The organism is Candidatus Palauibacter irciniicola (assembly GCF_965208695.1).
GTDB lineage: Bacteria > Gemmatimonadota > Gemmatimonadetes > Palauibacterales > Palauibacteraceae > Palauibacter > Palauibacter irciniicola.
The window spans coordinates 2,041,406-2,065,636 of the sequence record NZ_OZ242352.1; the positions used below are offsets into that span (position 1 = coordinate 2,041,406).

Genomic DNA, 24,231 nt, shown 5'->3' on the forward strand with positions numbered 1-24,231 from the left:
GTGCCGCGATCGGAAAACTCGTCAGGCGAATACCGTCTCCATCAGTCGATCGAAGTCCTCGTCCGTCGCACTCGTCACGCTCTCGAACGTCTCCGGATTCCAGATCTGGACGTGGTTGATCGCGCCCACGACCAGCGCCTCGCTTCCGAGCGCGATGGCCATTCTCATCCTCTCCGGTATCAGGATCCTTCCCTGCGCGTCCGGGGAGACCTGAACGGCGTCCGCCGTGACGCGAAGCACCTGGGTGCGAAAGCGCGGCTCCCGTCTCGACATCTCCCGGAGTTCGTCCTGCACGTCTGCCCAGGCCTCTTCCGGATAGAGCGAAAGCGCGTCGGGTTGCGTCTTGAGGAGGACGAACGGGTCCCGCTCCCGGCCCCTTCGAAAAGGCGCCGGCAGACTGACCCGACCCTGCGAGTCGAGTTGATGTCGATAACTCCCCAGAAAGCCTGGCAAATCGTGCCTTCGACATTCGCCAAGGGTGTCCCTCCCAGAACGACCCGTTTCCACCCACCGAAACCCACCTTATGCGCCCTGGCGATGGGTGTCAACCCCTTTTCTCCCCATTCTATCCCATCACCGAGAGAAAAAAGCGCCCGGCCGCGGTAAAGCGAGCCGGGCGCGAGGGCCTCGAACGTGGGTGCGCCCGTGGCGGGCGGCGCCGGGTTACGAGCGGTCGCAGGACTCCTCGATGATCGACTCCTGGCGGTACAACTGCTGATCGATCGCCACGCGGATCTGTTCCTGGTTGGCCGCCTGCACGGTACCCGCCTGGGCCAGGTGCGAACTCACGCGCTGGAAGGCGCTGAGGGCCGTGCGCGCCGGCGCGCAGGCCATGTCCGCTTCGTTGCGACTGTCGTAGGCGCTGCCCCGGAGGAAGTACCCGTACGCGAGGAAGAAGTGGATCTGCTGCGAGAGGTCCATGTCCTGGACGAATTCCGTGGCGACGTCCAGCAGCTCCAGCGCCGTATTGAGTTCACCCAGGTCGATCGAGCCATATTCGACTCTGGTCTGCGGGACATAATAGCTGTTGTATCCCAGGCTGAAGAGCGCGTTGCCCACCTGGTTCGAATCCGCCCCATTCGCGACGGCGGCGCGGAAGTCCGCCACGGCTCCCTCCGTGTCACCTGCCTTCAGCTTGAGCGCCGCGAGACGCTGCCGTCCGTCCGGCACATCCGGGTTGTACGCCAGCGCCTGCTCCAGCTCCGCCACGCCCATCTCCGGATTCTCCATCCGATCGTAGATCGTTGCGCGAGACGAGTGCACCTGCGCGAGCAGCTCCTCGCGGGACATCTCGCCTTCGCCGCTGCCGTCGGAACTCGAAATCGCCGCGAGCGCCTGATCCGAGAAGGCGAGCGCGTCGTCGTACTCCTCGAGGAGCATGTACGCGTTCGTCGCGTTGGAGAGGGTCGACGGGTTCACGGCGTCGCCCTGCAGCTCCACGAGCTTGCCCGAAGCATCGACGGCGACGCGGATCATGCCGGGATCGGTGACTTCCCCGCGCGTCTGTCCGGCCTCCAGGGCCGCGGCCGTCAGGTACTCGAGCAGGCCGACGTTGTCCGGGGCGCGCTCCACGCCGTCCTGAAGGAGTTGCACGGTCTCGGCCCAGCGCTCGGCCTGCGTAAGCTCGTAGGCGATCCGCAGCCGCGTGTCGACGTCGTCCGGCCGGAAATCGAGAAACCGCTGGTAGTAGCGCAGCGACGCGGCGCCGTCGCCCAGCTGCGCGTACGTGAAGGCGAGGGATTCCAGGGCGTCGGTGTCCGACGCGTTGTTGTCGACGACGCGCTGCAGGTCGGCGGCCGCGTCGCCCCACGCCTCGTTGAGCATGTGCGCGCGGCCACGCAGGTAGTGCGCCCGGTCGCTGGCCGGGTTGAGCGCCAGGGCCGCGTTGCAGTTGGAGATCGCGTCCATGGGCTGTTCGGAGGCGAGGTAGTCGCCGCAGAACGCGAGCGAACGGAGGTACTCGATGCCCTGCCCGAGCTGCCCCATGATCTGGGTGCCCGCCTCTTCGTGAGAGTCGTCGTCCGCCACCGTGAACGGCACCATCGGGAGCCGGTCCCCGCTGTTGGGCTCGAGGAAGGTGACGTCGACCTCAACCCCTCCCGCGACGGCGACGGCCGTCCCGACCATGACGAGGGCGGCGTTCATCTGCATCCCCAACTGCTGCCACTCGATCGCGGTCATCGTTCGCTCATCGAGATCGTAATCGTCGATCAGATCGCGGGCATCGTCGCGTTCGATGGCGATGTAGCCGGGGAAGATCCTGAGCCCATCCCGGATTTCCTCGGCGATGCGCTCGCCGAAACGGCGGTCGACCGGCTCGGTCACCGCGACGGGGGCGACGAGGATCAGCAGGTCGCTCGTCTGCGCATCGAGCGCCCGGGGCGCCGCCGGAAGGGAGAGGACGGCGACCCCGGCCGCCACCCACGGGAGAATGTTCCGCGTGCTTCTCATGGAGTACCTCGGACCGTTCGTGCAACAGACGGCGCACGGATCACAGGGCCGTGCGACACACCAACACCGGTATCACTTCGAAACAAGGGTTTCAAGGTCGATTAATGCAAGCCGCCGCCGTGCGCAAGTCGCGCTCCGCAGCCGCGCTCCGCCGATCACTGCGCCAGCTTCTCACGCACACATCCCGTGAAGCGGTTGAACATAACATTCGAGACCGATTGAATCACGCCGCCGCGCCCGAACGACGCCAGCCGTCCGGTCAGCGCGATGGACTGCGACACCCATATCCGGGTCCCTCCTCCGCCCCCCTCCTCTTCTACAGACTGAAGATGGCTCAGCATCGTCATTCTCACGTTGCCGCTGCCCCGCCGATCCCGTCCCTCCCCCGTCATCTTCATGTGATGGCGGCGCGCGTCGAGTTCATCGAAGCGGATCTCGCCCAGGAAGCGCGTCCCGATGGGGCCGAGCTTGAGCCCGATCTCCCCCCGGTACGTACGCTCGTCGACCGCTTCGAGGAGCGTCGCGCCCGGCAGACACTCGACGATGCGCTCCGGATCCGTCAGGAAGCTCCAGACCTCGTCCACGGACTGCGGGACATCGAAACTCTTCTCTATCTCGATCGCCATCTTCGGTCCTCGGGGGCTGGCGTGCGCGGAGCGGAGCCGGACGGGGGCGGATCACCGGTTGGCGGGCCGCGTCGGGCGTTGTCTCCGGGGGAACGGTTATATTGCCGGGAGCGGCTCTACCGCGGATCGGCTTCCACCGGAAGCTGAGCCGGCCGCGTCGCACCCGCAACCGGGAGGTCGCCGCCTTGCAACCCGACATCGCGAAGATCATCGAAGGGCTCGAAGCGGCGGGCTACATCGCCGACCGGGGGATCGCGACGGCGGTCCATCTCGGCCTCGCCATGGAGAAGCCGCTCCTCGTCGAGGGGGCCGCCGGCGTCGGCAAGACCGAGATCGCCAAGGCGGTCGCCACGTGGCTCGGAGCGGAGCTCATTCGCCTCCAGTGCTACGAGGGGCTCGACCTTCCCACGGCCCTCTACGAGTGGAACTACCAGAAGCAGCTCCTCCACATCCGCCTGCAGGACGGCGGCGGCGATGCCGAGGCGGTGCAACGCACGATCTTCGGGCCGGACTTCCTGCTCGAGCGGCCGCTCCTGCGCGCGATTCGCTGCGAGACGCGGCCCGTCCTTCTCATCGACGAGGTGGACCGGGCGGACGAGGAGTTCGAGGCGTTTCTGCTCGAGCTGCTGTCGGACTTTCAGGTCTCGATCCCGGAACTGGGCACGGTCGAGGCCCGGACGCGGCCGGTCGTCGTGCTCACTTCGAACGGGACGCGCGAGCTGTCGGACGCCCTGCGGCGGCGCTGCCTCTACCTGTGGATCGACTACCCCGACGCGGCGCGGGAGGTGGAGATCCTGCGTCGGCGGCGTCCGGACATCGCCGCCGAACGGGCTCGCGAGGCCGTGAAGCTGGCTCAGCAGCTGCGGCGTGAGCGGCTCGCGAAGCCCCCCGGCGTCGCCGAGACGCTGGACTTTGCCGCGGCCCTCGACCACCTGGGGCCGAATCCGCTGCGCCCGGCAACCGCGCGCGACGCGATCGGGGCGCTCGTGAAGGACCCGAACGACCTGGCGGGCCTCACGGAGGAGCGCCTGGGAGAGCTGCTCGCCTCATCGGGGGACGGGGGGAGTTGACGCCCGAGCGCGTCGTCGACCTGGGCCGCCGACTGCGCGGCGAAGGTGTGGCCTGCGCGCTTTCGGAGTCCACGACGGCCGTCGCCGCGCTCCCGCATCTCGATACGGAGGATGTGGAGGACGTCCGAGCGGGCCTCCGCACGGCGTTCTGCTCGAGCGCCGCGGACCTCGAGATCTTCGAGCGCTGCTTCCCCGCGTGGTGGCGGGGAGCGCGGCCGTCATCCGCCGTCGAGGATCTTCTGTCGAAGGCCGCGTCGGGCCGCGGGGACCGGCCGGCGGCCGGCGCGCCTTCCGGGCCGGACGGGCTCGCGGCGGCCCGCGAAGACTCCGGGGAGCGGGCGACCGACGAGGGGGACTCGCGGGAGCGTCCGATCGGCGCCGTGTACAGCGCCGCCCACTCGCTCGCGCGGCGCTCCTTCGCCTCGGTCGGCGACGAGGAGCTGCGCGAGGTCGATGCGTGGCTCGAGCGGCTGATGGTGCGGCTGTCCACGCGACGCAGCCGCCGACTGGAGCCCGGCGGCCGCCGGGGGCCGATCGACGTGCGGCGAACGCTGCGGTCGCTCGTCGCTCACGAGGGCGAACTCGTTCGCCTGGCGCGGCGGCGGCGACGCCACGTGCCGCCGCAACTCGTCGTCCTGTGCGACGTGAGCGGCTCGATGGAGCGCTACAGCCGCTTCCTGCTGCGTTTCCTCCTGGGGTGCGGGCGGGCGCGAGACATCCAGACCTTCGCCTTCAGCACGCGTCTCACGCACCTCACGCCCTGGCTGGCCGGCGAAGAGATCGATCCCGCGCTGGACCGCCTGCGGGCCCGCGGCTGGTCGAGCGGGACGCGGATCGGCGAGTGCCTCGAAACATTCGTGACCCGGCACGGCCAACGGATGCTCGGTCGGCGGACGCTCGTCATCATCCTCTCCGACGGACTCGACCAGGGCGAAGTCGAACCTCTCCGGCGCGCCATGGGCTGGATTCAGCGGCGCGCGCGCCGCGTGATCTGGCTCAATCCGCTGCTCGAGAGTTCGCGCTACGCGCCCGAAGCCCGGGGCATGCGCACCGCGCTCCCGTACGTGGACTACTTCCAGTCCGGGCACAGCCTCGAAGCGCTGAGGACGCTCCCGGGGCTGCTCAGATTGTGACTGGAGAAGGAAGAAACGGAGTTGGAAGGCGACCGCGGACGGGACCCGGGCCACGCCGGGTCCCGCCCCGCCATCGTTCTAGGCTCGGACGCGGTCCTTGAGCCCCTTGCCCGCCTTGAACGTGGGAACGTTCATGGCCGCGATCTGAATCGACTCGCCGGTCTGCGGGTTCCGACCCATGCGCGCCTTGCGGTGCCGGGTTCCGAACGTGCCGAAGCCGGTGACCGTGAAGTCGCGGCCGGCGTCAAGCTCGACTGCAATGATCCCCTGGCCTGGATCCGTCGAGAAAATGCAGTCGATCACATCCCGCGCGCTCGCTTTGCTCAAGCCGGCCTGCGAGGCGAGCTTCGCCGCGAAATCGTCTTTGGTCATCCTGGGTTCTCCCTGTTGAAAGTAAGCTCCGACGAGCGATCCGGGCGCATAATTCGCGCACCCTCGCCGGATTGCAAGTGTGGCGCGCGATTTCGCCCGATGAAGGGTCCTGCCGGCAGCCCGCTAGTGGGCGTCCGCCGAGAAGACTTTCCGCGTCATGGTGACGCCCACGAGCCTGAAGACCACGTTCCCGATCCGGCCGAGCAGCATCGTAGGCAGGGCCGCGGGCACGACGAGTCCCCACACAGTGCTCATGAACCCGCTCTCTCCGCCCAGGCCGCCGAGGGCCAGCCGCAGCACCGTGAAGATGCCGAGGAACACGACGAGATTCAGCAGGAGTCCCAGTGCCTGGCGTCCGGGCGAGCCGGTCTTCGCGTCGTAGATGCCGCCGAAGAAGACCGCAGCCACAATCCAGAAGATGCAGGTTGCGTAGAGCCAGTCGATCAATGGTGCCTCCGTGTCGGGAAACGGGTCGGGTCGGGGACGGAGGAACATACATGGCCTCCGGCGATCCTCGAAAGTAGCTTGCCCCCGCGGCTTCCAACGCTCCCCTGAGAGGGTCACATGAAAGCGCCTTCACTTACGCTCGGGATCGAAGAGGAATACCAGGTCGTCCATCCGGAGACCGGCGAACTCACGTCCTTCATCACCGAGATTCTGGAAGGGGATGAGGAGACGCGCGAGCAGATTCACCCGGAGCTTCACCAGGCCTGCGTGGAGACGGCGAGCGAGGTCTGCCGCGATGTGGCGGAGGCGCGCGAGGAGGTGCTGCGCATGCGCCGCCTCGTCAGCGGCACGGTCGCCGAAAAGGGGCTCGCCATCCTCGCCGCGGGCACGCATCCGTTCTCGACCTGGGAGCAACAGGACATCACGCCGCTCGCCCGCTACGTCGGATTGCGGGAGGATCTGCAGCAGGTGGCCGAACGGAACCTGATCTTCGGCACCCACATCCACGTGGGCATCGAGGACCGGGACTTCATGGTCGACGCGATGAACGTCTCGCGGTACTTCCTCCCCCACCTGCTGGCGCTCTCCACGAGTTCCCCGTTCTGGGAGGGGTCGAGGACGGGGTTGCACTCCTACCGCAGCATCATCTGGCGGAACTTTCCGCGCACCGGCATCCCGATGAGCTTCGGTAGCTGGAACGAGTACGAGCACTTCATCGAGACGATGGTCCGCTCGAACACGATCCCGGATTCGAGCAAGATCTGGTGGGACGTCCGTCCCAATCACAAGTTCCCGACCCTCGAGTTCCGCGTGTGCGACATGTGCACGCGCGTGGAGGAAGTCGTGTGCATCGCCGCCATCTTCCAGGGGATCGTGGCGAAGCTGTGGAAGCTGCGGCGCGACAACCTCACCTTCCGCCAGTACCCGGAGGTCCTGCTCGCCGAAAACAAGTGGCGCGCGGCCAGGTACGGGCTGACCGGAAAGCTCATCGATTTCGGGCGGCAGAGCGAGCATCCGGCGGCGGATCTGATCATCGAGATCATCGAGTGGTTCCTCGACGACGTGGTGGACGAACTCGGCACCCGCGCGGAGGTGGAATACGCGCTTCGGATCCTCCGGGAAGGGTCGAGTTCGCAGCGGCAACTCGCCGTGTACGAAGAGACCGGCGACACGCGGGCCGTGGTCCGGCACCTCATCGCGGAGACGGCCGAAGGCGTCTAGTCCCTACATCATGCCGAGGTCCCGCGCCGTCCGATCGATGCCCGCGCGGGCCTTCGTCACGAGCTCGTCGATCTCGTCGCGGGTGATCGTGAGCGGCGGACTCGTGCAGATGACGTCGCGCATGGCGCGGAACACGACCCCCTCGTCGTAGAGGTGCTCGTGACAGAGGGCCCCCACCTGGCCCATGGGCTCGAACAGTTCCCGGCGCGTCTTGTCCTTCGAGAGTTCGACGCCGGCCACGAGTCCGACGCCTCGCACCTCGCCGACGAGCGGGTGATCGTTCAACTCCCTCAACCGCGCCTGGAAGTAGGGTCCGGTGTCCTCTCTCACCCGGTCGACGACGCCCTCCTCCTTCATGAGCCGGAGATTTTCCAGGGCCACGGCCGCCGCGACGGGATGGCCCGAGTAGGTGTACCCGTGCGGGATCACCCCCCCTTCGGCCAGAACGTCGTATACCGCGTCGGTCATGAGCACGGCGGACATCGGCAGGTAGCCGGAGGTGAGTCCCTTGGCGATCGTCATCAGGTCGGCCTCGATGCCGAACTTCTGCGCGCCGAACCACTCCCCGGTGCGGCCGAAGCCCGTGATCACCTCGTCGCAGACGATGAGCACGTCGTTCTCGCGGCAGATGCGCTGGATCTCGGGCCAGTAGTTGTCCGGCGGCACGATGACGCCCCCGGCGCCGATGACGGGCTCGCCGATGAACGCCGCCACGCGGTCCGCGCCGAGTTCCGCGATCTTCTCCTCCACTGCCCGCGCCGCCCGCGCGCCGGTCTCCTCCGGGGTCTCGCCGGGCGTGCCCATGGCGAACCAGTACGGGGGCATGACGTGCTCGAAGCCGGGCAGCGGCAGGTCGCCCACCGCGTGCATGGCCTCGAAGCCGCCCAGGCTCGCGGCGGCCATCGTGCTGCCGTGATACGCGTAGGTTCGGCTGATGAACGTCTTCTTTTCGGGCTTTCCACGGAGATCCCAGTACCGGCGGACGAGGCGGACGATGGTGTCGTTCGCCTCGGAACCGGAACTCGAGAAGAAGGTGTGCGCGATCGCGCCGGGCGTGAGTTCCGCGAGGACCCGCGACAGTTCGATCGTCGCCGGGGGCGCGGAACGGAAGAACGTGTTGTAATAGGGGAGTTCGACCATCTGGTCGTACGCCGCCCTCGCAAGTTCCTCGCGTCCGTAGCCGAGATTCACGCACCACAGGCCGCCCATGCCGTCGAGGATGCGCCGGCCCTCGGAGTCGACGAGGTGGCGGCCCTCCGCGCCCACGATCACGCGCGTCCCCTTTTCGGCCACGACCCGGGGGTCGATGAAGGGGTGGACGTGATGGCGTCGGTCGAGGTCCTGCCATTGAGCCGTTGCGGTTCCGGCGGGGTTCGCCGTGGCGGGGTTCGTCGTGGCGGTCACGCGGCGCCTCCTGGTTGGTTTGTCGGCGCGGACAACATATCAGCCGGCGTCGGCTCCACGAGCCTGAGCGCCGCGTGGAGGAGGACGTTGGCGCCCGCCTCCGCCTGTGCGGGCGTGATGTTCTCCGCCTCGTTGTGGCTGATGCCGCCCTCGCAGGGGACGAAGATCATCCCCGTCGGCGCGACGTCGTTCGTGTGCACGGAGTCATGGCCGGCGCCGGCCACCATCGGCATGGAGGAATAGCCGCAGAGATCCGCCGCCGCGCGGACGGCGTCGATGCACCGGCCGGAAAACCGCACCGGAGGAGAGCGCCAGACGTCGTCGAGCCGCCATGCCGCTCCGCGTTCGAGGCAGGCGTCGGTCGCCGCCTCGCGCAGCGCGTCTTCCATGTCGTCGAGGGTCGCATCGTCGGGGTGACGCAGATCCACGCTGACCGTCACGCGCCCGGGCACGGTGTTCCGCGAGGCCGGCTCGGCCGCCAGGACCCCGAAGGTCAGCCGTCCGTGCGGCGCGAAGTCGCGTTCGACGCGGCGATTCACGTCCACGAGAAACCGCCCGAGCGCCGCGACCGGATCCGTCCGCCGCGACATCGGCGTCGACCCCGCGTGCGCTTCCTCGCCCACGATCGCCAGGTCGAACCAGCGAGCGCCCTGTACGCCGGTCACCACGCCGATCTCGCATCCGTCCTCCTCGAGAATCGGGCCCTGCTCGATGTGCAACTCGAGCGCGGCGGCGATCGGACGGCCCCCGACCGGGAGCGCGCCGCGATAGCCGATGCGGTCGATGGCGTCGGACACCGTCATCCCGTCCGGGTCCGTCGCGCCGAGGGCGTCCGCGAGGTCGAAGCGCGCCGAAAACACGCCCGAGCCCATCATGGCGGGCGGAAAACGGGCGCCTTCCTCATTCGTCCAGTTCACCACTTCGATCGGACGCGCCGTCCGAACCCCGTGCTCCTCGAGCGTCTCCACGACCTCCAGCGCCGCGAGCACGCCGAGCGGCCCGTCGAACCGGCCCCCCGTGGGCTGGCTGTCGAGGTGGCTCCCGAGCACGAGAGGGGGCCGGCTCTCGGCGGGGGCGCCCGTCCCTTCCGGGCCTTCCCGGCGGGCGAACATGTTGCCGATCCCGTCGACGGACACCGCGAGGCCCAGCGACCCGGCCCACGCCCGGAAGAGATCGCGCGCCCGACGGTCCTCGTCGCTCAGGGCGAGGCGGTGGACGCCCCCGGCCGGAGTGGCTCCGATGCGCGCCATCTCCTCGAGGCGTCCCCAGAGCCTGTCTCCGTTCACCCGGAGTTCGGAGATCGCCGTCACGGTCCGGAACCCGCCCGAGCGTGTCTCACCGAGCGTCGCATGGGCTTCAATGGGCGGGGGGCGGCGTGCCGGTGAGAACGGCCGTGACGAGGAGGAGCAGACCCGCCGCGCTCAACTCGACGGTGACGGTCGGCGGAAGACGGGGCGGATCTCCGGATTCCCCGACCCGGCCGGGAGCGCGCCGCCAGTTGTACGCGCCGCAACCCGCGACCGCGAGAACGACGAAGAGCTTCAGACTCAGCGTCCGGCCGTAGGGTTCGGTCCAGAGCGCCGAGACCGTCCCGACGTGGAGCCACGCCGCGAAGAGTCCGGTGACCGCGATGACGGCCGCCGAGCCCAGCGCGAGCGGCGAGAAGGCCGAGATCCATTCGATGATGCGGCGTTTCGAGACTCCGGCCCCGCGGCGGCGGCCCAGATAGAGGACCCCCGCCATCACGGCCAGCGTGCCCAGCCACACGCCCCCCGCCACCATGTGGAAGATGTCGGCGGTAATCGCCGGCGTGACAAAGTGTTCGGCGCCGACCGCGTGCCCGGCCAGCGCCGGCGTGTACGCGAGGAGGGCCACTCCCGCCGTGGCCACCATCCAGCCGAACTCCGCCCGCGGGCCCCGCGCGGAGGCGAGGGCGAACGCGAGCCCGGAGACCACGACCGCCGCGACCTGCGCGAGCCACGCCCGACCCCAGGAAGTCCCGGTCACGAGCAGACGGACCTCGGCCGCCAGAGGCTCGAACGGATCGCGAAAGATGCTCACTTCCGCGGCGAGGCGACCCAGGGCGCCGGCTCCGGCGAGCAGTACCGCGAAGCCGCCGAGCCGAGCGGCCAGTCTCTCGGGCGTCACTCCGGCCGCTTCGTCTTCCACCGGCCCGAACCCGGGGTAACGCCTGAGGACGACCAGCTTGAAGGCCAGCGCGCCCACCGCGACGAGGAGGCCCGCGAACAGCGCCCAACGCGAGAACGTGCCGATCAGGAACCACATGTCGGTAACCAAATGGGCGAAGAGGGATTCGAACCCCCGACCTCCTGCTTGTAAGGCAGGCGCTCTGAACCGGCTGAGCTATTCGCCCCGAATCGCCCGCTAGCTGAGCTTGCGCCAGCCGAGGATCAGTCCGGCGGGCAGGAACACCGCATAGCCCAGGATGAGCAGGAGCGGCGCGGCCGTCACGGACCCCCGGTCCAGCAGCACGTACCCGGCGGCGATCGACGTGAGGCCGAGCGCGAACGCCGCGTAGTTGGCCACCCCGAACTGGAGGCCTCGGGCGGGAGCCTCTCCCCCCCTCCGGTCACGTCTTCCCTGGTTCATGCGGGGACGCTAGACGTCCCTCCTACATGCGTCAACCATTGCCGGGGCGCCTGCGCGGCCAGCGCAGAGCGCCTCACGAGGTCGCCCGGGCCCATTCCGCGGCCTCCAGGAGCGGCGGGGGCAGCGGCGAGGCGAACGACAGCGCCTCCCCGGTCCCGGGGTGCTCGAACGCGAGGTGCGCGGCGTGCAGGAAGAGTCGCCCCGCCCGGCGCCGAAGCGCCTCCGCCCAGCGCCCCCCCGCGCCGCCGAACCCCCGTTCCCAGTCCGGCCCGTAGATGGGGTCTGCGACGACCGGGTGTCCGAGCGATCCCAGGTGCACCCGAATCTGGTGCGTCCTCCCCGTGGCGAGCCGCACGGCGAGCAGTTCCGCCGCGTTCCAGCGCTCCAGGCGCTTGAAGTGCGTCACCGCGGGCCGTCCGGCCTCGCGCACGGCCATCCGCTTCCGGTCGCGCGGATCGCGCCCGATCGGGCGGTCCACCGTGAGGCGCTCCTCGTCGAGGTGCCCCCAGGCCGCGGCGACGTACCCGCGCTCGACCTCGCGGCGGCGGAGGGCCGCGGACAGCGCCCGATGCGCCTCGTCCCGGCGCGCCACGAGCATGAGCCCGCTCGTGTCCTTGTCCAGCCGGTGCACGATCCCGGGCCGGCGGTCCCCCCCGATGCTCGACAGGCCGCCGAGGTGAAACAGGAGGGCGTTTACCAGCGTGCCTTCCGGATGGCCGGGCGCCGGGTGGACGACGAGTCCGGCCGGTTTCTCGACCACCGCGAGGTCGTCGTCCGCGTATCGGATCTCCACCGGGATGTCTTCGGGTTCCAGCCGGGTGGAGACCGGGGGCGGCAGTTCGATCGCGATCCGATCTCCCGGCCGCGGCCGATACCGCTTCGGCACCACCCGCCCGCCGACGGTCACCCGCCCGTCGGAGATGAGTTGCGCGACCCGGGCCCGGCTCAGTGAGAGACGGTCGGCCAACAGGCGATCGAGCCGGTCGAGCGCCGCGTCCTCGCCGATCTCGATGAGCCGCCGCTCGCCCGCACCCTCCGCGTCGGATTCGGGCGGACTCACGTCACTCGGGGGCCGCCTCCGCCGCGGCGGCCGCTTCCGCCGCGGCGGCCGCCAACTCCCTCTCGCGCCGGCCCTCGAGCCAGAACGAGATCAGCAACAGCGCCGCGCCGACCGTCACGGCTGAATCCGCGATGTTGAAGATGGGAAAGCGGTGCGTGCCGATGCCGAAGTCGAGGAAGTCCACGACCCCTGCTTCCAGCCGGATGCGGTCCCAGATGTTGCCGAGCGCGCCGGCGGAGACGAGCGAGATGGCGAGGATGCGCAGTCGGTCGGAGGACGGCGTGCCGCGGTAGAGGACGCCGAGCACGCCGAGCGCGATCAGGGAGAGGACGAGAAAGAAGACCCGGGAATGTTCGCCGATGTTGAGCCCGAAGGCGGCTCCCGGGTTGTGCGTGTAGGTGAAGCGGAAGAAGTCGCCGATCACCGGCGTTCGCTCGTACAGCTCGAACGTGTTCATGACCCACGCCTTGGTCGCGACGTCCAGCGCGAGGATGACGACGATCGGCACGAGCGTCAGCCAGAGTCGGGCGGCGAGATCGCCGTTGCCCGGCAACCCGGGCGACTCGTGTTCGGGGGTGGCGTCGTCCACGTGCCCGGAGGCTTCAGGCACCGGTCTCTTCCCTTTCCTTGCACCGAATGCAGAGCCGCGCGTGCGGGAGGGCGTCGAGCCGCTCGAAGTTGATCTCGTCGCCGCAGTGCTCACACCTTCCGAACTGCTCCGGGTTCCGATAGAGCCGCCTCAGCGCCTCATCGATGTGGTAGAGCAGCCGACCCTCCTTGCTCGCGAACAGGAACGCCTTCTCGCGCTCCATGGCGTCCGTCCCCTGGTCCGCCATGTGGAAGCTGTACGCGGCCAGATCGCTGTCCGCTCCCTGAAGCGAGCTGGTGAACTCCTCGTCGTACTGCCCCAGCTCCCGCGTCGCGCGCGCCCGGGCCTCCAGCAGCCTCTTCTCGATGTGTTTCCGTTGTTCGGCGTTCATCCTTCTCAGGCACGTTCGCCGACGCCGCCGATTCCGATGCGGACCTCGACGTCGTCGATCGTCACCACAGCTGAACTCAGGCCTCCCCGCGGGGCCGACCCGGTCCGCACCTCCACGGCCAGCGTCTCGCCGGCGATGTAGTCCGCATGCGTCGACACGGCCCGTTCCAGCTCCCCCGGACCCTCCACGCCCAACCGGATGCGGTCGGCGACCTCGAGCCCCGCCTCGCGCCGCAGCCGCTGGACGCGATTCACGATCTCCCGCGCATAGCCTTCGTCGCGCAGCGCATCATCGATATCGGTATCCACGGCCGCGAGGTAACCGCCACCGGTCGCCACGGCGAGATCGGTAACCGTCTCCTCCTGGATCACGAGGTCTTCGGGCGTCACCCGAACCCGTTCGCCTCCGGTCTCGATGTCGAGCGGCTCCCCATCCCTGAGCGTTCTCAGGGCCGCCGCGTCCAGATTTTCGATGGCGGCCGCGACCGCCGGCGTACGCGCGCCGTGCTTCGGACCCAGCGCCCCGAACCGCGGCTTCGCGTACAGCCGGGTAAGATCTTCGCTGTCCCCCAGCGACACAACCTTTTTCACGTTGAGTTCCTCCATCGCCAGCGCCGCCATGGGGCCCGCGAGCGCCCGTCCCTCGGGCAGCACCGCGTGCAGCGTGCGCAGCGGCTGCCGAATCCGGACCCCCGCCTTTTCGCGCGCGGCGCGGCCCAGCGCCACCAGCCGCCGAACGTCCTCCATCGCCTGTTCGAGTTCGGGCTCCGAGCGCCCCTCCGGCTCCGGAAAATCCGCCAGGTGGACGGACGTTTCGTCCGTGAGCGCCCGATACAGCCAATCGGACATGAACGGGGCGTACGGGGCGAGCAGCCGCGCGGTCGTCGCGAGACACTCGTGCAGCGTCGCGAACGCGTCGGCGCTCGCGGCCTCGGCCCCCGGTTGCGTCGCCCAGAAGCGGTCGCGGCTGCGGCGCACGTACCAGTTCGATACGTCGTCGAGCACGAACTCCTGGATCGCGCGCGCGCCGCCGGTGAGATCGAACGAGTCCAGCGCCTCCCCCACGAGCCGCACGACCCGGTCGAGGCGCGCGAGCACCCAGCGGTCGAGGTCGTTTCGGTCGGATGCGGGGGCCGCCGCGGACGCGGCGTGCGACCACTCCTCCTCGTTCGCGTAGAGGGCGAAGAAGCGGTACGTGTGACGGAGCGTGGCGAACAGCTTGCGGTCGGTTTCGCGCAGCGCCGACGGATCCCACCGCTTCGGCACCCAGGGGTTGGACCCCGAGAGGAAGTAGAAGCGCGTGACATCGGCCCCGTAGGTGTCGAGCGCCTCGCGCGGGTCCACCGCGTTGCCCCGGGACTTCGACATCTTCCGCCCCTTCGCGTCGAGCACCTGGTCGTTCACGACGACGGCCCGGAACGGCGCGCGGTCGAAGAGGATGGTCGAGAGCGCGAGGAGCGAGTAGAACCAGCCGCGCGTCTGGTCGACGCCCTCGGCGATGTAGTCGGCCGGGAAGTAGCGCTCGAAGGTGTCCCGGTTCTCGAACGGGTAGTGCCACTGGGCGTAGGGCATGGAGCCGGAGTCGAACCAGGCGTCGGCGACCTCCGGCACGCGCCGCATCGTGCCGCCGCACGCCTCGACGCCGCAGGGCCACTCGTAGCCGTCGATCCCCGGCCGATGGGGATCGAAGTCCTCCGGGAGGCCGCCGACGCGGCGCCCCAGTTCCTCGAAGGATCCGAGCACCTCCCGGTACCCGCAGTCCTCGGAGCAGAGCCAGATGGGGAGAGGGGTCCCCCAGTACCGCTCGCGCGAGAGCGCCCAGTCGATGTTGTTCTGCAGCCATTCGCCCATGCGGCCGGATCCCGTCTCGGGCGGATGCCAGTCGATGGACGCGTTGTGCTCGAGCAGACGGGACTTCACGGCGGTCGTCCGGATGTACCAGGAATCCCGCGCCATGTAGAGGAGCGCGCTGTCGCAGCGCCAACAGTGCGGATAGCTGTGTTCGTACATCTCGCGCACGTACAGCTGGTCGTGCGTGACGGCCCAGTCGCGGAGCGCGCGTTCCGTCTCCCGGTCCTTCACGTGCATCCCGGCGATTCCGCCCGGGACGGTGTCGAGGAAACGCCCATCCCCTCCGACCGTGTGCTGCATCGGCAGCCCCGCGGCCTCGCCCAGCCGAAAGTCGTCTTCCCCGTACATCACCGCGGTGTGGACGACACCCGTCCCGTCGTCGACGGTGACGAAGTCCGCCTCGAGCACCGTCCACGCGGCGTCGGAGCCGGCGCCGTCCACCGCGCCCGGGAAGAGGGGGCGGTAGCGCCGTCCCGCGAGTTCGTCCGCGCGCATTTCCCCGACGATCTCATACGGGTGCCGCAGCACCTCCGAGACGCGGTCGCGGGCCAGGATGAGCACTTCCCCGGGCGAAGCTCCGCCGGGCCCGTCGTGCGCCCGCGCGGGGGCCGTGGCGCCGTCCGCGTCCGCGGGCAGGACGCGGACGCGGGCATAGGGGATGTCGGGCCCCACCGCGAGGCCGAGGTTGCCCGGAAGCGTCCAGGGGGTCGTGGTCCAGCTCAGGACTCGCGCATCGTCCGGGTCGTCCACGAGGTGGAACTTGATGTAGACCGCCGGCTCGGCGACGTCCCGGTAGCCCTGCGCCACCTCGTGGCTCGAGAGGCCCGTGCCGCAGCGCGGACACGTCGGTATGACGCGGTATCCCCTGTACAGCAGGCCCCGCTTCTCGATCTCCGAGAGCGCCCACCAGCCCGACTCGATGAACTCCGGCGAGTACGTGACGTAGGGGTCGCCGTAGTCCAGCCAGTAGCCGATGTCCCGGGACAGCCGCTCCCAGGCGTCCTGGTAGCGGAACACGTTGTCCCGGCACATGTCGTTGAACTTTCGGATCCCGTAGCGCTCGATGTCCGGCTTGCCGGAGATGCCGAGCGAACGCTCGACCTCGAGTTCCACCGGCAGCCCGTGGGTATCCCAGCCCGCCTTCCGCGGCACGTGGTAACCGGACATGGTGCGATACCGCGCCACCGCGTCCTTGATCGTACGGGCGAGGATGTGATGGACGCCGGGCGCGGCGTTCGCGGTCGGCGGCCCCTCGTAGAACACGAAGTCCGGCGCGTCCGCCCGGGCCGCGAGGCTGCGCTCGAAGGTCTTCTCTTCCTCCCAGCGTCCGAGGACTTCGGTTTCGAGCCCGCGTACGGACTCCGGTATTGGCCGGTAGGCCATGGAGGTACTCCGTCTGGCGATTTCCGGGTGGCCGACGCAATCGTCGGAACGGCGGGCGTGCGCAGCGGGCGCTGCGGTCAGGTCGACGCGGCGCCCGAACCGCCGACGTCGACCCGGCTAATCGATGGAGGCGGGGAGGTCCCGTCCGCGGCCGGATCGGGAGCCCCGTCCCGGGCCGGATCGAGGGCCCCGTCCGGGGGCGGCTCGACCGGATCGGAGTCTCCGCTCATGCCTCGCAACCGCTCGATGAACCGATCGAGATCGCTCGACCCGTCCCCGAACCGTTCATCCTCGAAGTCGAGGTATTCTTCGAAACGCTCGAACAGCTTTCGCAGGGAGGCGAGGAAGCGGCCCCGGGTCGCCTTCAGGTCCTCGACCTTGTCGTGGCAGAGGCGGACGGCCCGCTCCGCGTCGGCGAGGACGGCGCCCGCGCGCATCTCGGCCTCTCGGACCCGCACGCCCGCATCGCGCTCGGACTGGAGGCGGGCCTCTTCGCGCAACTCCTGTGCGGCCAGAAGCGCTTCGTTGAGGGCCCGCTCGCGCGCCCGGTAGCTCTCCAACTGTTGTTGCTGCTGCTCGATCCGGTCGCTGAGCACGACGTGCTCGCGCACGTGGCGTTCGAGGCAATCCGCCACGACCGCCAGAAACGCTTCGACCTGCTGCGCGTCGTACCCGCGCACGGAACGCCTGAAATCGTCCTTCTTCTTGCGGACGTCGAGCGGCGTCAGATCGATCATCTCTCCCCCAGTAGCACCGTACCGAGCCGCACCCGCGTGCTCCCCTCCTCGATCGCGATCTCGAAATCGTTGCTCATCCCCATCGAGAGCGCCCGGCCTCCGAAGCCCGGAATCTCCGCCCGGCAGCGCTCCAGCAGCCGCGCGGCGCCCCGAAACACGGGCCGGACCACGGCTTCGTCCGCCGTAAAGGGCGCCATCGTCATCAGTCCGGCCACGCGCAGACCGGGCAGTTCGCAGATCTCGGCCACGGCATCGAGCGCGTCGTCCGGGCCCAGGCCGGCCTTCGCCGCCTCCCCCGACGTGTTCACCTGCACGAGCACCTCGACGGGTTCGCGCCGCTCCTCCCCGACGATCCGGCTCAGCGTGGCCGCGAGCCGCACGCTGTCCACGGACTCCACGACATCGAACAGCCGAATCGCGCGGCGCGCCTTGTTGCGCTGCAGCCGGCCGATCAGGTGCCACGCGACGCCGGGCGTCGGTCCCAGCTCCGACCGCTTGGCCTCGGCCTCCGGCACCCGGTTCTCGCCGATCCGGCCCACGCCCAGGGCCTCCACGATCTCGATGCTCCGGGCGGGATGTCCCTTCGTCACGGGAAGGATCTCGACGTCGCTCGCGCGCCGTCCGGCCCGCCTCGCCGCCGCCTCGATGCGCTCGGTCACCCCGGCCAGCCGGACCTCGACCTGAGAGCGCCCGGCGTCGCGTTGGCGTCGCCGGGCGCTTTGTCGTGGCCTCGAGTCCGTGGGACGGGCTAGATCACCTGGAACGTCACCCACTGGGAGACCCAGACCGCCGTGACCTTGTCGCGGTTCTTCGCGGGCGTGAACCTCATCTGCTGCACGACCTTCCCCGCGGCTTCATCGAGCAGGCCGTTCCCGGACGAGGTCTTGACCTCGAAGTTCTCGACGGCTCCACCCTCGGTCACGTAGAGCCACAGTTCGACGCGACCACCGATGCCGGCATCCTTCAGCGTGCGCGGGTATTCCCGCTCCAGAATCTGCTGAATCTCACCCCCGTTCAGCATCACCGGCGGCGTATCGTAGGCGATGAAGGACGGCCGGTCCGCCGGGCTCCCCGTCTCGGGGGGCGGGGGCAGGGCGTTGTCCGTCGTGAACGACTCGAACGTCGTTTCCGCGATCGTGATGTCCTCGGAGATGTCGACCGAAGCGACCCGCGGCGTGGCCGGACGGGCGATCTGCTCCGGCGGCGGCGGGATCTTCACTTCGGGCGGCAGCGCCACCGCTTCGATCTCATCGACCACCACGCCGAGATCCGCGGCCTCGAACGGGCGGACGAGGACGAACAGCCCGAAATGGAGCGTGACGGCCACCATGAGGCCGATCTGCGTCCAGTTGGTGCTCGCTCGCTTGAACTGATCGTTCGCGGTGAGCCGAATTCCGGTCTCTTCCATCGTTTCTCTCCCGGTCTTCAGAAACCCGTCGTGTGTCTGCTAGCGCCGAGCCCGCATTGCGCGCTGCTCGAGTCGCGTGGCGAAGGTGACGCGCACCGCGCCGGACGCCTGCAGTTCTTCCGTAATCGTATTGATCTGCTGATAGGGCACCTCGGAGTCGCCGCGAATCGCGACCACGAGTTCCCGGTTTTCCGCGTAGATGGGCCGGACCGTTTCCGAGATGTCCTCGAACGGCGTCAGCACGTCGTTGATCCAGACCGAACCGTCGCGCTGGACCCAGAGGTGGAGGATGTTCTGCCGCTTCTCGTCGATCTTCTCGGTGGCTTCGGCGGTCGTCCACTCGATCTGCCGGTTCCGGTCCTTCCGGAAGACGGTCGTCACCATGAAGAAGATGAGGAGGAGGAACGCGATGTCGGCCATGGACGAAGTGGGGATCGACCCGTCCGACCCGGACTTTTTCTTGAAGCCGCTGTCCTTGATGGCCATCTAGTTCTCCATCTCCTGTAGCGAGATTCGCTCGGCGCCCGCCAGCTTCACCTCATCGAGCACGTTGACCATGTGGCGGTAGGGCGCGTTGGGGTGGGTCTGAATGGCGGCGATCAGATTCTCGTTACCCGCCAGTTCGGTGCGAAGGATGTTCGCCACCTGCGTGTGGGCCACGACCTGTTCCTGCTCGCTCTCGCCCCGGCGCACGATGACGCGGCCGTCCGGCTGCACGATGAAGAAGATCAGGTTCCTGCCCGACACGTCCTGCTCCTCGGACTGTTCCGGGAGCACGATCGGCAGTCCCCGTTCCTCGTTGAACACCGTCGTTGTGAGGAAGAAGACCAGGAGGAGGAACGCGATGTCCGCCATCGAAGAGGTCGGGATCTCGTCCGACACCTTCTGCTTGCGCTTCATGATCGCCATTGTGGACTTCTTTCTCCGTTTGCCGTCCGGGACACGACCCGGGCTCGCCGCCTAGGCGCGCCGGTCCTCGAGGTCCCAGATGAGTCCGAGCACCTCCTGCGCCCCTTCCTCCATGTCGAGGATGAGACGATCGATGCGGGTGACGAAAAAGTTGTAGCCGATGTTGACGGGGATCGCGATCGAGAGGCCGGTGGCGGTCGTGATGAGCGCCACCTTGATGCCGCCGGCGACGAGTCCCGGCTCCACCTGTCCGGCGATCTCGATGGCCTGGAAGGCGAGGATCATCCCGATCACGGTGCCGAGGAAGCCCAGCATCGGGGCGACGTTGGCGATCGTGCCCAGAACCGTCAGGCCGCGTTCGAGGAAATCGAGTTCGATCACGCCCGTCGTGGCGATCGCCTTCTGGATGTCCTTCCCGTCGGAGCGCGAGTCGCCGCCCCGGTCACGGAGCCGGCGCAGGCCGGCGAGCAGGATCGCGGCGACGGGCCCGCGCGTCTCTTCCGCCGCGGTGATCGCTTCGCCGAGGCGGCCGCTCACCCCGAGATCCTCGATCTCGTTGAGCAGTTTTCTGGAATCGCGGTGGGCAATCCAGAGGGTCCACGCCTTGGCCAGCATCACGCCGATCGCGATCAGCGAGCAAAGGACAAGGGGGTACATCATGAACCCGCCATCGGTGAACAGCGTCAGCAACTCGTACTGATTGCCCATATCGCCTGCCCGTGAGGGATTTGTGGCCCGGCCCCGGTCCGATCGTATCTCGCAAAGTTTAGGGGACGGACGGAGCCTCGTCAAACCGTTTCGGCCCATCCGCCGGCTCCGCGTCGCGATCGGGAGCGGGGCGGCTCAGTTCCGGCGCGGGGACGTCCGCGGCCAGGTGGTCGCGGAGCTGCTGCGACGACAGGTTCCGGCGCAGGACACCGCGGCGGGCGAGAGAAATCTGGCTCGTCTCCTCGGACACGACCACGACGTACGCGTCGGTCTCCTCCGAGAGGCCGAGCGTCGCCCGGTGCCGCGTCCCCAGCGTCCGGTCGCTGAGCGGATACTGGGTGAGCGGCAGGTGGACGCCGGCGGCCACGATCCGCCCGTCGCGCACGATGACCGCCCCGTCGTGGAGCGGCGACCTGGGCGTGAACAGCGACACGAGCAGGCTGGACGACACGTCCGCCCGCAGGCGCGTCCCCGTCTTCTCGATGTACTCTTCGAGCGACAGTTCGCGTTCGATCGCGATGATCGCCCCCGTCCGGGTGCGGGACAGTTCGGCCGCCGCTTTCGCGATTTCGTCCGCGACCGCCTCGCTGCGCTCCTGCAGCCGGGTCAGCGCGCTCAGTACGCGGCTGCGGCCGATGCGGGCGAGCGCATTCCGCAGTTCGGGGTGAAAGACGACGATGAGCGCGAAGGCGCCGTAGGTGAAGGCCTGCGAGAGGATCGACCGGATGAGGTCGAGGCTGAGCCATCCCGCCGCGGCGTACACCGCGACGAGGAGGACGAGGCCGAACAGCATCTGGAACGCCCGGGTGCCCGACCACAGGATGAGCACCCGGTAGATGAGCACCGCGACGACCGTGATCTCGAAGACGTCCAGAAGATCGATCTGGAGCAGGCCGACGTAGTTCAGGAGGGCGCCCATCAGCGGCGGGCCTCGATCGCGTGCTCGACGTCGAGCGCCTGGCGCATCTCACGAACGTCGTGCACGCGGAGCACGTCGGCGCCGCGCCGCGCCGCGGCCAGACACGCGGCGACGGAGGCCGTCACGCGCTCGGCCGGCCCCAGGTCGAGCAGCGCGCCGAGAAAGGACTTGCGCGACGGGCCGACCCACACGGTCGCTCCGAGCGACGCGACCTCGTCGAGCCGCGCCAGCAGTTCGAGATTGCCGTCCAGCGACTTGCCGAAGCCGAGCCCCGGGTCGACCGCGATCTGTTCCGGCGCGCAGCCCGCGTCGAGCGCCGTCCGCCGGGCGTCGGCGAGCGCGCCGCGGACCTCCGCCGCGACGTCGCGGTAGGCGGTGTCGAGCTGCATGGTCCGGGGCGTGCCGCGCATGTGCATGAGGACGAGCCCGACGCCCGTCCGGGCCGCGAGCCTCGCCAGCCCCGGATCGGCACGCAGGGCCGTCACGTCGTTGATCGCCGCGGCGCCCGCGTCCACCGCCCGCTCCGCCACCTCGAGTTTGTGGGTGTCGACGGAGATGGGGATCGGGAGGTCGCGCAGTCCGCGGAGCACGGGTTCGAGCCGGGCCCATTCCTCGTCCGCCGGCACCGGATCGGCGCCGGGGCGCGTGGACTCGGCCCCGATGTCGAGGATCGCCGCTCCCTCCTCCGCGATCTGCCGGCCCCGCGCGATCGCCTGCGGAGGCTGCTCGAACCGGCCCCCATCGGAGAACGAGTCGGGCGTGACGTTCAGGATTCCCGCGATCACGGGCGATTCGAGGGAGATCTCCCGGTCGCCCGCCCGCCAGGCGCGCGCCGGCCCCACCGTCGAGAGCCCCGTCCGCGCACGCCCGGGTGTCGCCATGGGCGGTTAGGCCGGAGCCGGGGCGGGCTCGCCGCCCCCCGCACCCTCCAGCGGACGCTCGCGCTTGGGCGCCGGCTCCAGGGCCGCCGGCTGCGGCGCCGCCGGGGCGGGTTCCGGAGCCGGAGCCGGCAGCTCGCGGCCCTCCTCGAGCAGCTTGATGTCTTCCGCATCGAGCGTTTCGCGCTCCAGCAGCGCCTCCGCGATCGCTTCGAGCAGCGGCTGATTCACCTCGAGGACGGTACGCGTGGCGGCGTACGACTCATCCAGGATGCGCTTGATCTCGCCGTCCACGAGTTCGGCCGTCTTCTCGCTGACCTCGCGGCGCTGGGAGAGATCCCGGCCCAGAAAGACCTCCTGTTCCCGGTCCCCCACGGACATCGCGCCGACGGCCGGCGACATCCCGAACTGCGTGACCATGCGACGCGCGAGATCCGTCGCGCGCTCGATGTCGTTGCCGGCACCGGTCGTGATCTTGCTGGCGCCGAACATCATCTCTTCGGCCACGCGCCCGCCGAACAGCATCTTGAGCTGACCCTCGAGCCATTCCTTCGTGTAGTTGTGGCGATCCTCCTCCGGGAGCGACGCCGTGATCCCGAGGGCCCGCCCGCGCGGGACGATCGTCACCTTGTGGAGCGGATCCAGGCCCGGGACGCGGAGGGCGACGACGGCATGCCCCGCCTCGTGGTAGGCCGTGACGCGGCGCTCTTCCTCGGAGATCACCATGCTCCGGCGCTCGGTGCCGAGCATGACCTTGTCCTTGGCCCGCTCGAACTCCTCCATGTAGACGCGATCCTTGTCGTCCCGCGCCGCGATGAGCGCGGCCTCGTTCACGACGTTCTCGATATCCGCGCCCGAGAGGCCGGGGGTCCCCTTCGCCAGCACCGCGAGGTCGACGTCGTCGGCGAGCGGGATGTCCTGCGTGTGCACCTGGAAGATCCCCTCGCGCCCCTTGATGTCGGGATTGTCGACGACGATCTGTCGGTCGAAGCGACCGGGGCGCAGGAGCGCGGGATCGAGCACGTCCGGCCGGTTCGTCGCCGCGAGGAGGATCACGCCTTCGTTCGATTCGAACCCGTCCATCTCGACGAGGAGCTGGTTCAGGGTCTGTTCCCGCTCGTCGTGCCCGCCTCCGAGGCCGGCCCCCCGGTGGCGTCCCACCGCATCGATCTCGTCGATGAAGATGATGCAGGGCGCCTGGGCCTTTCCCTGTTCGAAGAGGTCGCGCACGCGGGAGGCTCCGACGCCGACGAACATCTCCACGAAGTCGGAGCCGGACATCGAGAAGAACGGTCGTCCGGCCTCCCCGGCGACGGCTCGCGCGAGGAGCGTCTTTCCGGTCCCCGGCGGTCCGACGAGCAGCGCGCCCTTCGGCAGGCGCCCGCCCAGCCGCGAGAACTTCCGGGGATCCTTGAGGAACTCGATGATCTCCTGCAGTTCGTCCTTCGCTTCATCGCATCCCGCGACATCGGCGAACGTGATCTTCGGCGTGTCTCCGCTCAGGAGTCGGGCCTTCGACTTCCCGAAGCTGAACGCCCGCGATCCTCCGGCCTGCATCTGCCGGATGACGAAGAGCCAGAGCCCGATGATGAAGATCCAGGGAAGGATCGAGATGAAGACGTTGAGCCAGTTGCTGCGCGCGGGGAGCGTCTCGATCGTGATGTCGGCCTCGAGCAGTTCGCTCATGAGGGCGTCGCCGATCTCCAGGGTCGGCAGCAGGAGATGGAAGTTCGCGATCTCCGCCTCGTCGACGGGGATCGCGCTCCGGAGCGTGCCTTCCACCTCGCCGGTGCCGAGGCGCACCTGGATCGACTCGATGTTCCGCTGCTCGATCTGCTCCCGGAACTCCGTGTAGCTCAGCGTCTCCCGGCCCTCCCTGGCGCCTCCCATGAACTGGAGGAGGGCGACGGGGATGAGAATCAACAGGGCCCAGAACGACGCCGTCCTGAGCCATCGGTGCATGCGCCCCGAGGGATCGCTGCCGTCCGGCCTCTGCGGCTGTTCTTGTCTCATTTTTATCTATTCCGACCTGTTCAAGCTCCGATGTCTCGCCTGCGGCCGTCCC

25 protein-coding genes, 1 tRNA gene and 1 pseudogene are annotated in these 24,231 nt (G+C 69.0%); 3 read left to right on the forward strand and 24 right to left on the reverse strand.

The features are described 5' to 3' along the window. Positions 1 to 21: 21 nt before the first annotated feature. The 3 genes from ACOGI9_RS08855 to ACOGI9_RS08865 all read right to left on the reverse strand — a co-directional run bounded on the left by ACOGI9_RS08855 (position 22) and on the right by ACOGI9_RS08865 (position 3,077). The gene (locus tag ACOGI9_RS08855; protein WP_419856783.1) at positions 22 to 453 is read right to left on the reverse strand and encodes a division/cell wall cluster transcriptional repressor MraZ; all 432 of its coding nucleotides are present in this window, start codon (positions 451 to 453) and stop codon (positions 22 to 24) included. Positions 454 to 663: 210 nt separating this feature from the next. Then, entirely contained in the window at positions 664 to 2,451 is a 1,788-nt protein-coding gene (locus tag ACOGI9_RS08860; RefSeq protein ID WP_419856784.1) for a tetratricopeptide repeat protein, read from the reverse strand. A gap of 155 nt (positions 2,452 to 2,606) precedes the next feature. Beyond that, complete coding sequence (locus ACOGI9_RS08865; protein WP_419856785.1) at positions 2,607 to 3,077, reverse strand: SRPBCC family protein; 471 nt, start codon at positions 3,075 to 3,077, stop codon at positions 2,607 to 2,609. A gap of 185 nt (positions 3,078 to 3,262) precedes the next feature. On the opposite strand from ACOGI9_RS08865, the gene ACOGI9_RS08870 reads away from it, so the two are divergent. Together ACOGI9_RS08870 and ACOGI9_RS08875 are read left to right on the forward strand one after the other, a co-directional pair. Further along, positions 3,263 to 4,147 carry an AAA family ATPase gene (locus ACOGI9_RS08870; protein WP_419856786.1) on the forward strand — a complete coding sequence of 295 codons (885 nt, stop codon included), beginning with the start codon at positions 3,263 to 3,265 and terminating at the stop codon, positions 4,145 to 4,147. Next, a complete protein-coding gene (locus ACOGI9_RS08875) occupies positions 4,144 to 5,280 on the forward strand; it encodes a vWA domain-containing protein (protein WP_419856787.1) in 1,137 nt (378 codons plus the stop codon). The genes ACOGI9_RS08870 and ACOGI9_RS08875 overlap by 4 nt, the downstream gene beginning before the upstream one ends. 78 nt (positions 5,281 to 5,358) lie before the next feature. Here the strand turns inward: ACOGI9_RS08875 and ACOGI9_RS08880 are convergent, their stop codons facing one another. Continuing rightward, on the reverse strand, positions 5,359 to 5,652 hold the full coding sequence (locus ACOGI9_RS08880; RefSeq protein WP_419856788.1) for an HU family DNA-binding protein: 294 nt from the start codon (positions 5,650 to 5,652) through the stop codon (positions 5,359 to 5,361). Between the two features lie 123 nt (positions 5,653 to 5,775). Further along, entirely contained in the window at positions 5,776 to 6,099 is a 324-nt protein-coding gene (locus ACOGI9_RS08885; protein WP_419856789.1) for a hypothetical protein, read from the reverse strand. 117 nt (positions 6,100 to 6,216) lie between these two features. On the opposite strand from ACOGI9_RS08885, the gene ACOGI9_RS08890 reads away from it, so the two are divergent. Then, positions 6,217 to 7,320, forward strand: a complete 1,104-nt coding sequence (locus tag ACOGI9_RS08890; protein WP_419856790.1) for a carboxylate-amine ligase — start codon at positions 6,217 to 6,219, stop codon at positions 7,318 to 7,320. A gap of 3 nt (positions 7,321 to 7,323) precedes the next feature. On the opposite strand, the gene ACOGI9_RS08895 is transcribed toward ACOGI9_RS08890, so the two are convergent. The 19 genes and pseudogenes from ACOGI9_RS08895 to ftsH all read right to left on the reverse strand — a co-directional run bounded on the left by ACOGI9_RS08895 (position 7,324) and on the right by ftsH (position 24,179). Next, positions 7,324 to 8,724 (reverse strand): aspartate aminotransferase family protein, encoded by a 1,401-nt coding sequence (locus tag ACOGI9_RS08895; protein ID WP_419856791.1) that lies wholly within the window; start codon positions 8,722 to 8,724, stop codon positions 7,324 to 7,326. Then, complete coding sequence (locus ACOGI9_RS08900) at positions 8,721 to 10,034, reverse strand: Zn-dependent hydrolase (protein ID WP_419856792.1); 1,314 nt, start codon at positions 10,032 to 10,034, stop codon at positions 8,721 to 8,723. Before ACOGI9_RS08900 ends, ACOGI9_RS08895 begins: the two co-directional genes overlap by 4 nt. Before the next feature lie 46 nt (positions 10,035 to 10,080). Next, a complete protein-coding gene (locus ACOGI9_RS08905) occupies positions 10,081 to 11,010 on the reverse strand; it encodes a copper resistance D family protein (RefSeq protein ID WP_419856793.1) in 930 nt (309 codons plus the stop codon). Between the two features lie 13 nt (positions 11,011 to 11,023). After that, a tRNA-Val gene (locus ACOGI9_RS08910) sits at positions 11,024 to 11,098 on the reverse strand. A gap of 11 nt (positions 11,099 to 11,109) precedes the next feature. Then, positions 11,110 to 11,334, reverse strand: coding sequence for a hypothetical protein (locus tag ACOGI9_RS08915; protein ID WP_419856794.1), 225 nt, complete (start codon positions 11,332 to 11,334; stop codon positions 11,110 to 11,112). Between the two features lie 73 nt (positions 11,335 to 11,407). Then, positions 11,408 to 12,394 (reverse strand): RluA family pseudouridine synthase, encoded by a 987-nt coding sequence (locus ACOGI9_RS08920; RefSeq protein ID WP_419856795.1) that lies wholly within the window; start codon positions 12,392 to 12,394, stop codon positions 11,408 to 11,410. A gap of 1 nt (position 12,395) precedes the next feature. Next, entirely contained in the window at positions 12,396 to 13,004 is a 609-nt protein-coding gene (gene lspA / locus ACOGI9_RS08925) for a signal peptidase II (protein WP_419856796.1), read from the reverse strand. After that, on the reverse strand, positions 12,997 to 13,374 hold the full coding sequence (locus ACOGI9_RS08930; RefSeq protein WP_419856797.1) for a TraR/DksA family transcriptional regulator: 378 nt from the start codon (positions 13,372 to 13,374) through the stop codon (positions 12,997 to 12,999). Before ACOGI9_RS08930 ends, lspA begins: the two co-directional genes overlap by 8 nt. Before the next feature lie 5 nt (positions 13,375 to 13,379). Then, entirely contained in the window at positions 13,380 to 16,607 is a 3,228-nt protein-coding gene (gene ileS / locus ACOGI9_RS08935) for an isoleucine--tRNA ligase (protein WP_419856798.1), read from the reverse strand. A gap of 77 nt (positions 16,608 to 16,684) precedes the next feature. Then, positions 16,685 to 17,344, reverse strand: a complete 660-nt coding sequence (locus ACOGI9_RS08940; protein ID WP_419856799.1) for a DivIVA domain-containing protein — start codon at positions 17,342 to 17,344, stop codon at positions 16,685 to 16,687. Then, entirely contained in the window at positions 17,341 to 18,003 is a 663-nt protein-coding gene (locus ACOGI9_RS08945; protein WP_419856800.1) for a YggS family pyridoxal phosphate-dependent enzyme, read from the reverse strand. Before ACOGI9_RS08945 ends, ACOGI9_RS08940 begins: the two co-directional genes overlap by 4 nt. An 89-nt stretch (positions 18,004 to 18,092) precedes the next feature. Beyond that, positions 18,093 to 18,752, reverse strand: coding sequence for an energy transducer TonB (locus tag ACOGI9_RS08950; protein WP_419856801.1), 660 nt, complete (start codon positions 18,750 to 18,752; stop codon positions 18,093 to 18,095). A 39-nt stretch (positions 18,753 to 18,791) separates the two neighbouring features. Continuing rightward, positions 18,792 to 19,136, reverse strand: coding sequence for an ExbD/TolR family protein (locus tag ACOGI9_RS08955; RefSeq protein ID WP_419859264.1), 345 nt, complete (start codon positions 19,134 to 19,136; stop codon positions 18,792 to 18,794). Then, positions 19,118 to 19,238: pseudogene (locus tag ACOGI9_RS08960) on the reverse strand (ExbD/TolR family protein); the annotation flags it as partial. The gene ACOGI9_RS08955 and the pseudogene ACOGI9_RS08960, both read right to left, overlap by 19 nt. Next, positions 19,239 to 19,652, reverse strand: coding sequence for an ExbD/TolR family protein (locus tag ACOGI9_RS08965; protein ID WP_419856802.1), 414 nt, complete (start codon positions 19,650 to 19,652; stop codon positions 19,239 to 19,241). Positions 19,653 to 19,712: 60 nt separating this feature from the next. Further along, a complete protein-coding gene (locus tag ACOGI9_RS08970) occupies positions 19,713 to 20,369 on the reverse strand; it encodes a MotA/TolQ/ExbB proton channel family protein (RefSeq protein ID WP_419856803.1) in 657 nt (218 codons plus the stop codon). 58 nt (positions 20,370 to 20,427) lie between these two features. Further along, entirely contained in the window at positions 20,428 to 21,288 is an 861-nt protein-coding gene (gene cdaA / locus ACOGI9_RS08975; RefSeq protein ID WP_419856804.1) for a diadenylate cyclase CdaA, read from the reverse strand. Then, positions 21,288 to 22,169, reverse strand: a complete 882-nt coding sequence (gene folP, locus ACOGI9_RS08980; RefSeq protein WP_419856805.1) for a dihydropteroate synthase — start codon at positions 22,167 to 22,169, stop codon at positions 21,288 to 21,290. The genes cdaA and folP overlap by 1 nt, the downstream gene beginning before the upstream one ends. Before the next feature lie 6 nt (positions 22,170 to 22,175). Then, complete coding sequence (ftsH, locus tag ACOGI9_RS08985) at positions 22,176 to 24,179, reverse strand: ATP-dependent zinc metalloprotease FtsH (protein WP_419856806.1); 2,004 nt, start codon at positions 24,177 to 24,179, stop codon at positions 22,176 to 22,178. Positions 24,180 to 24,231 lie beyond the last annotated feature (52 nt).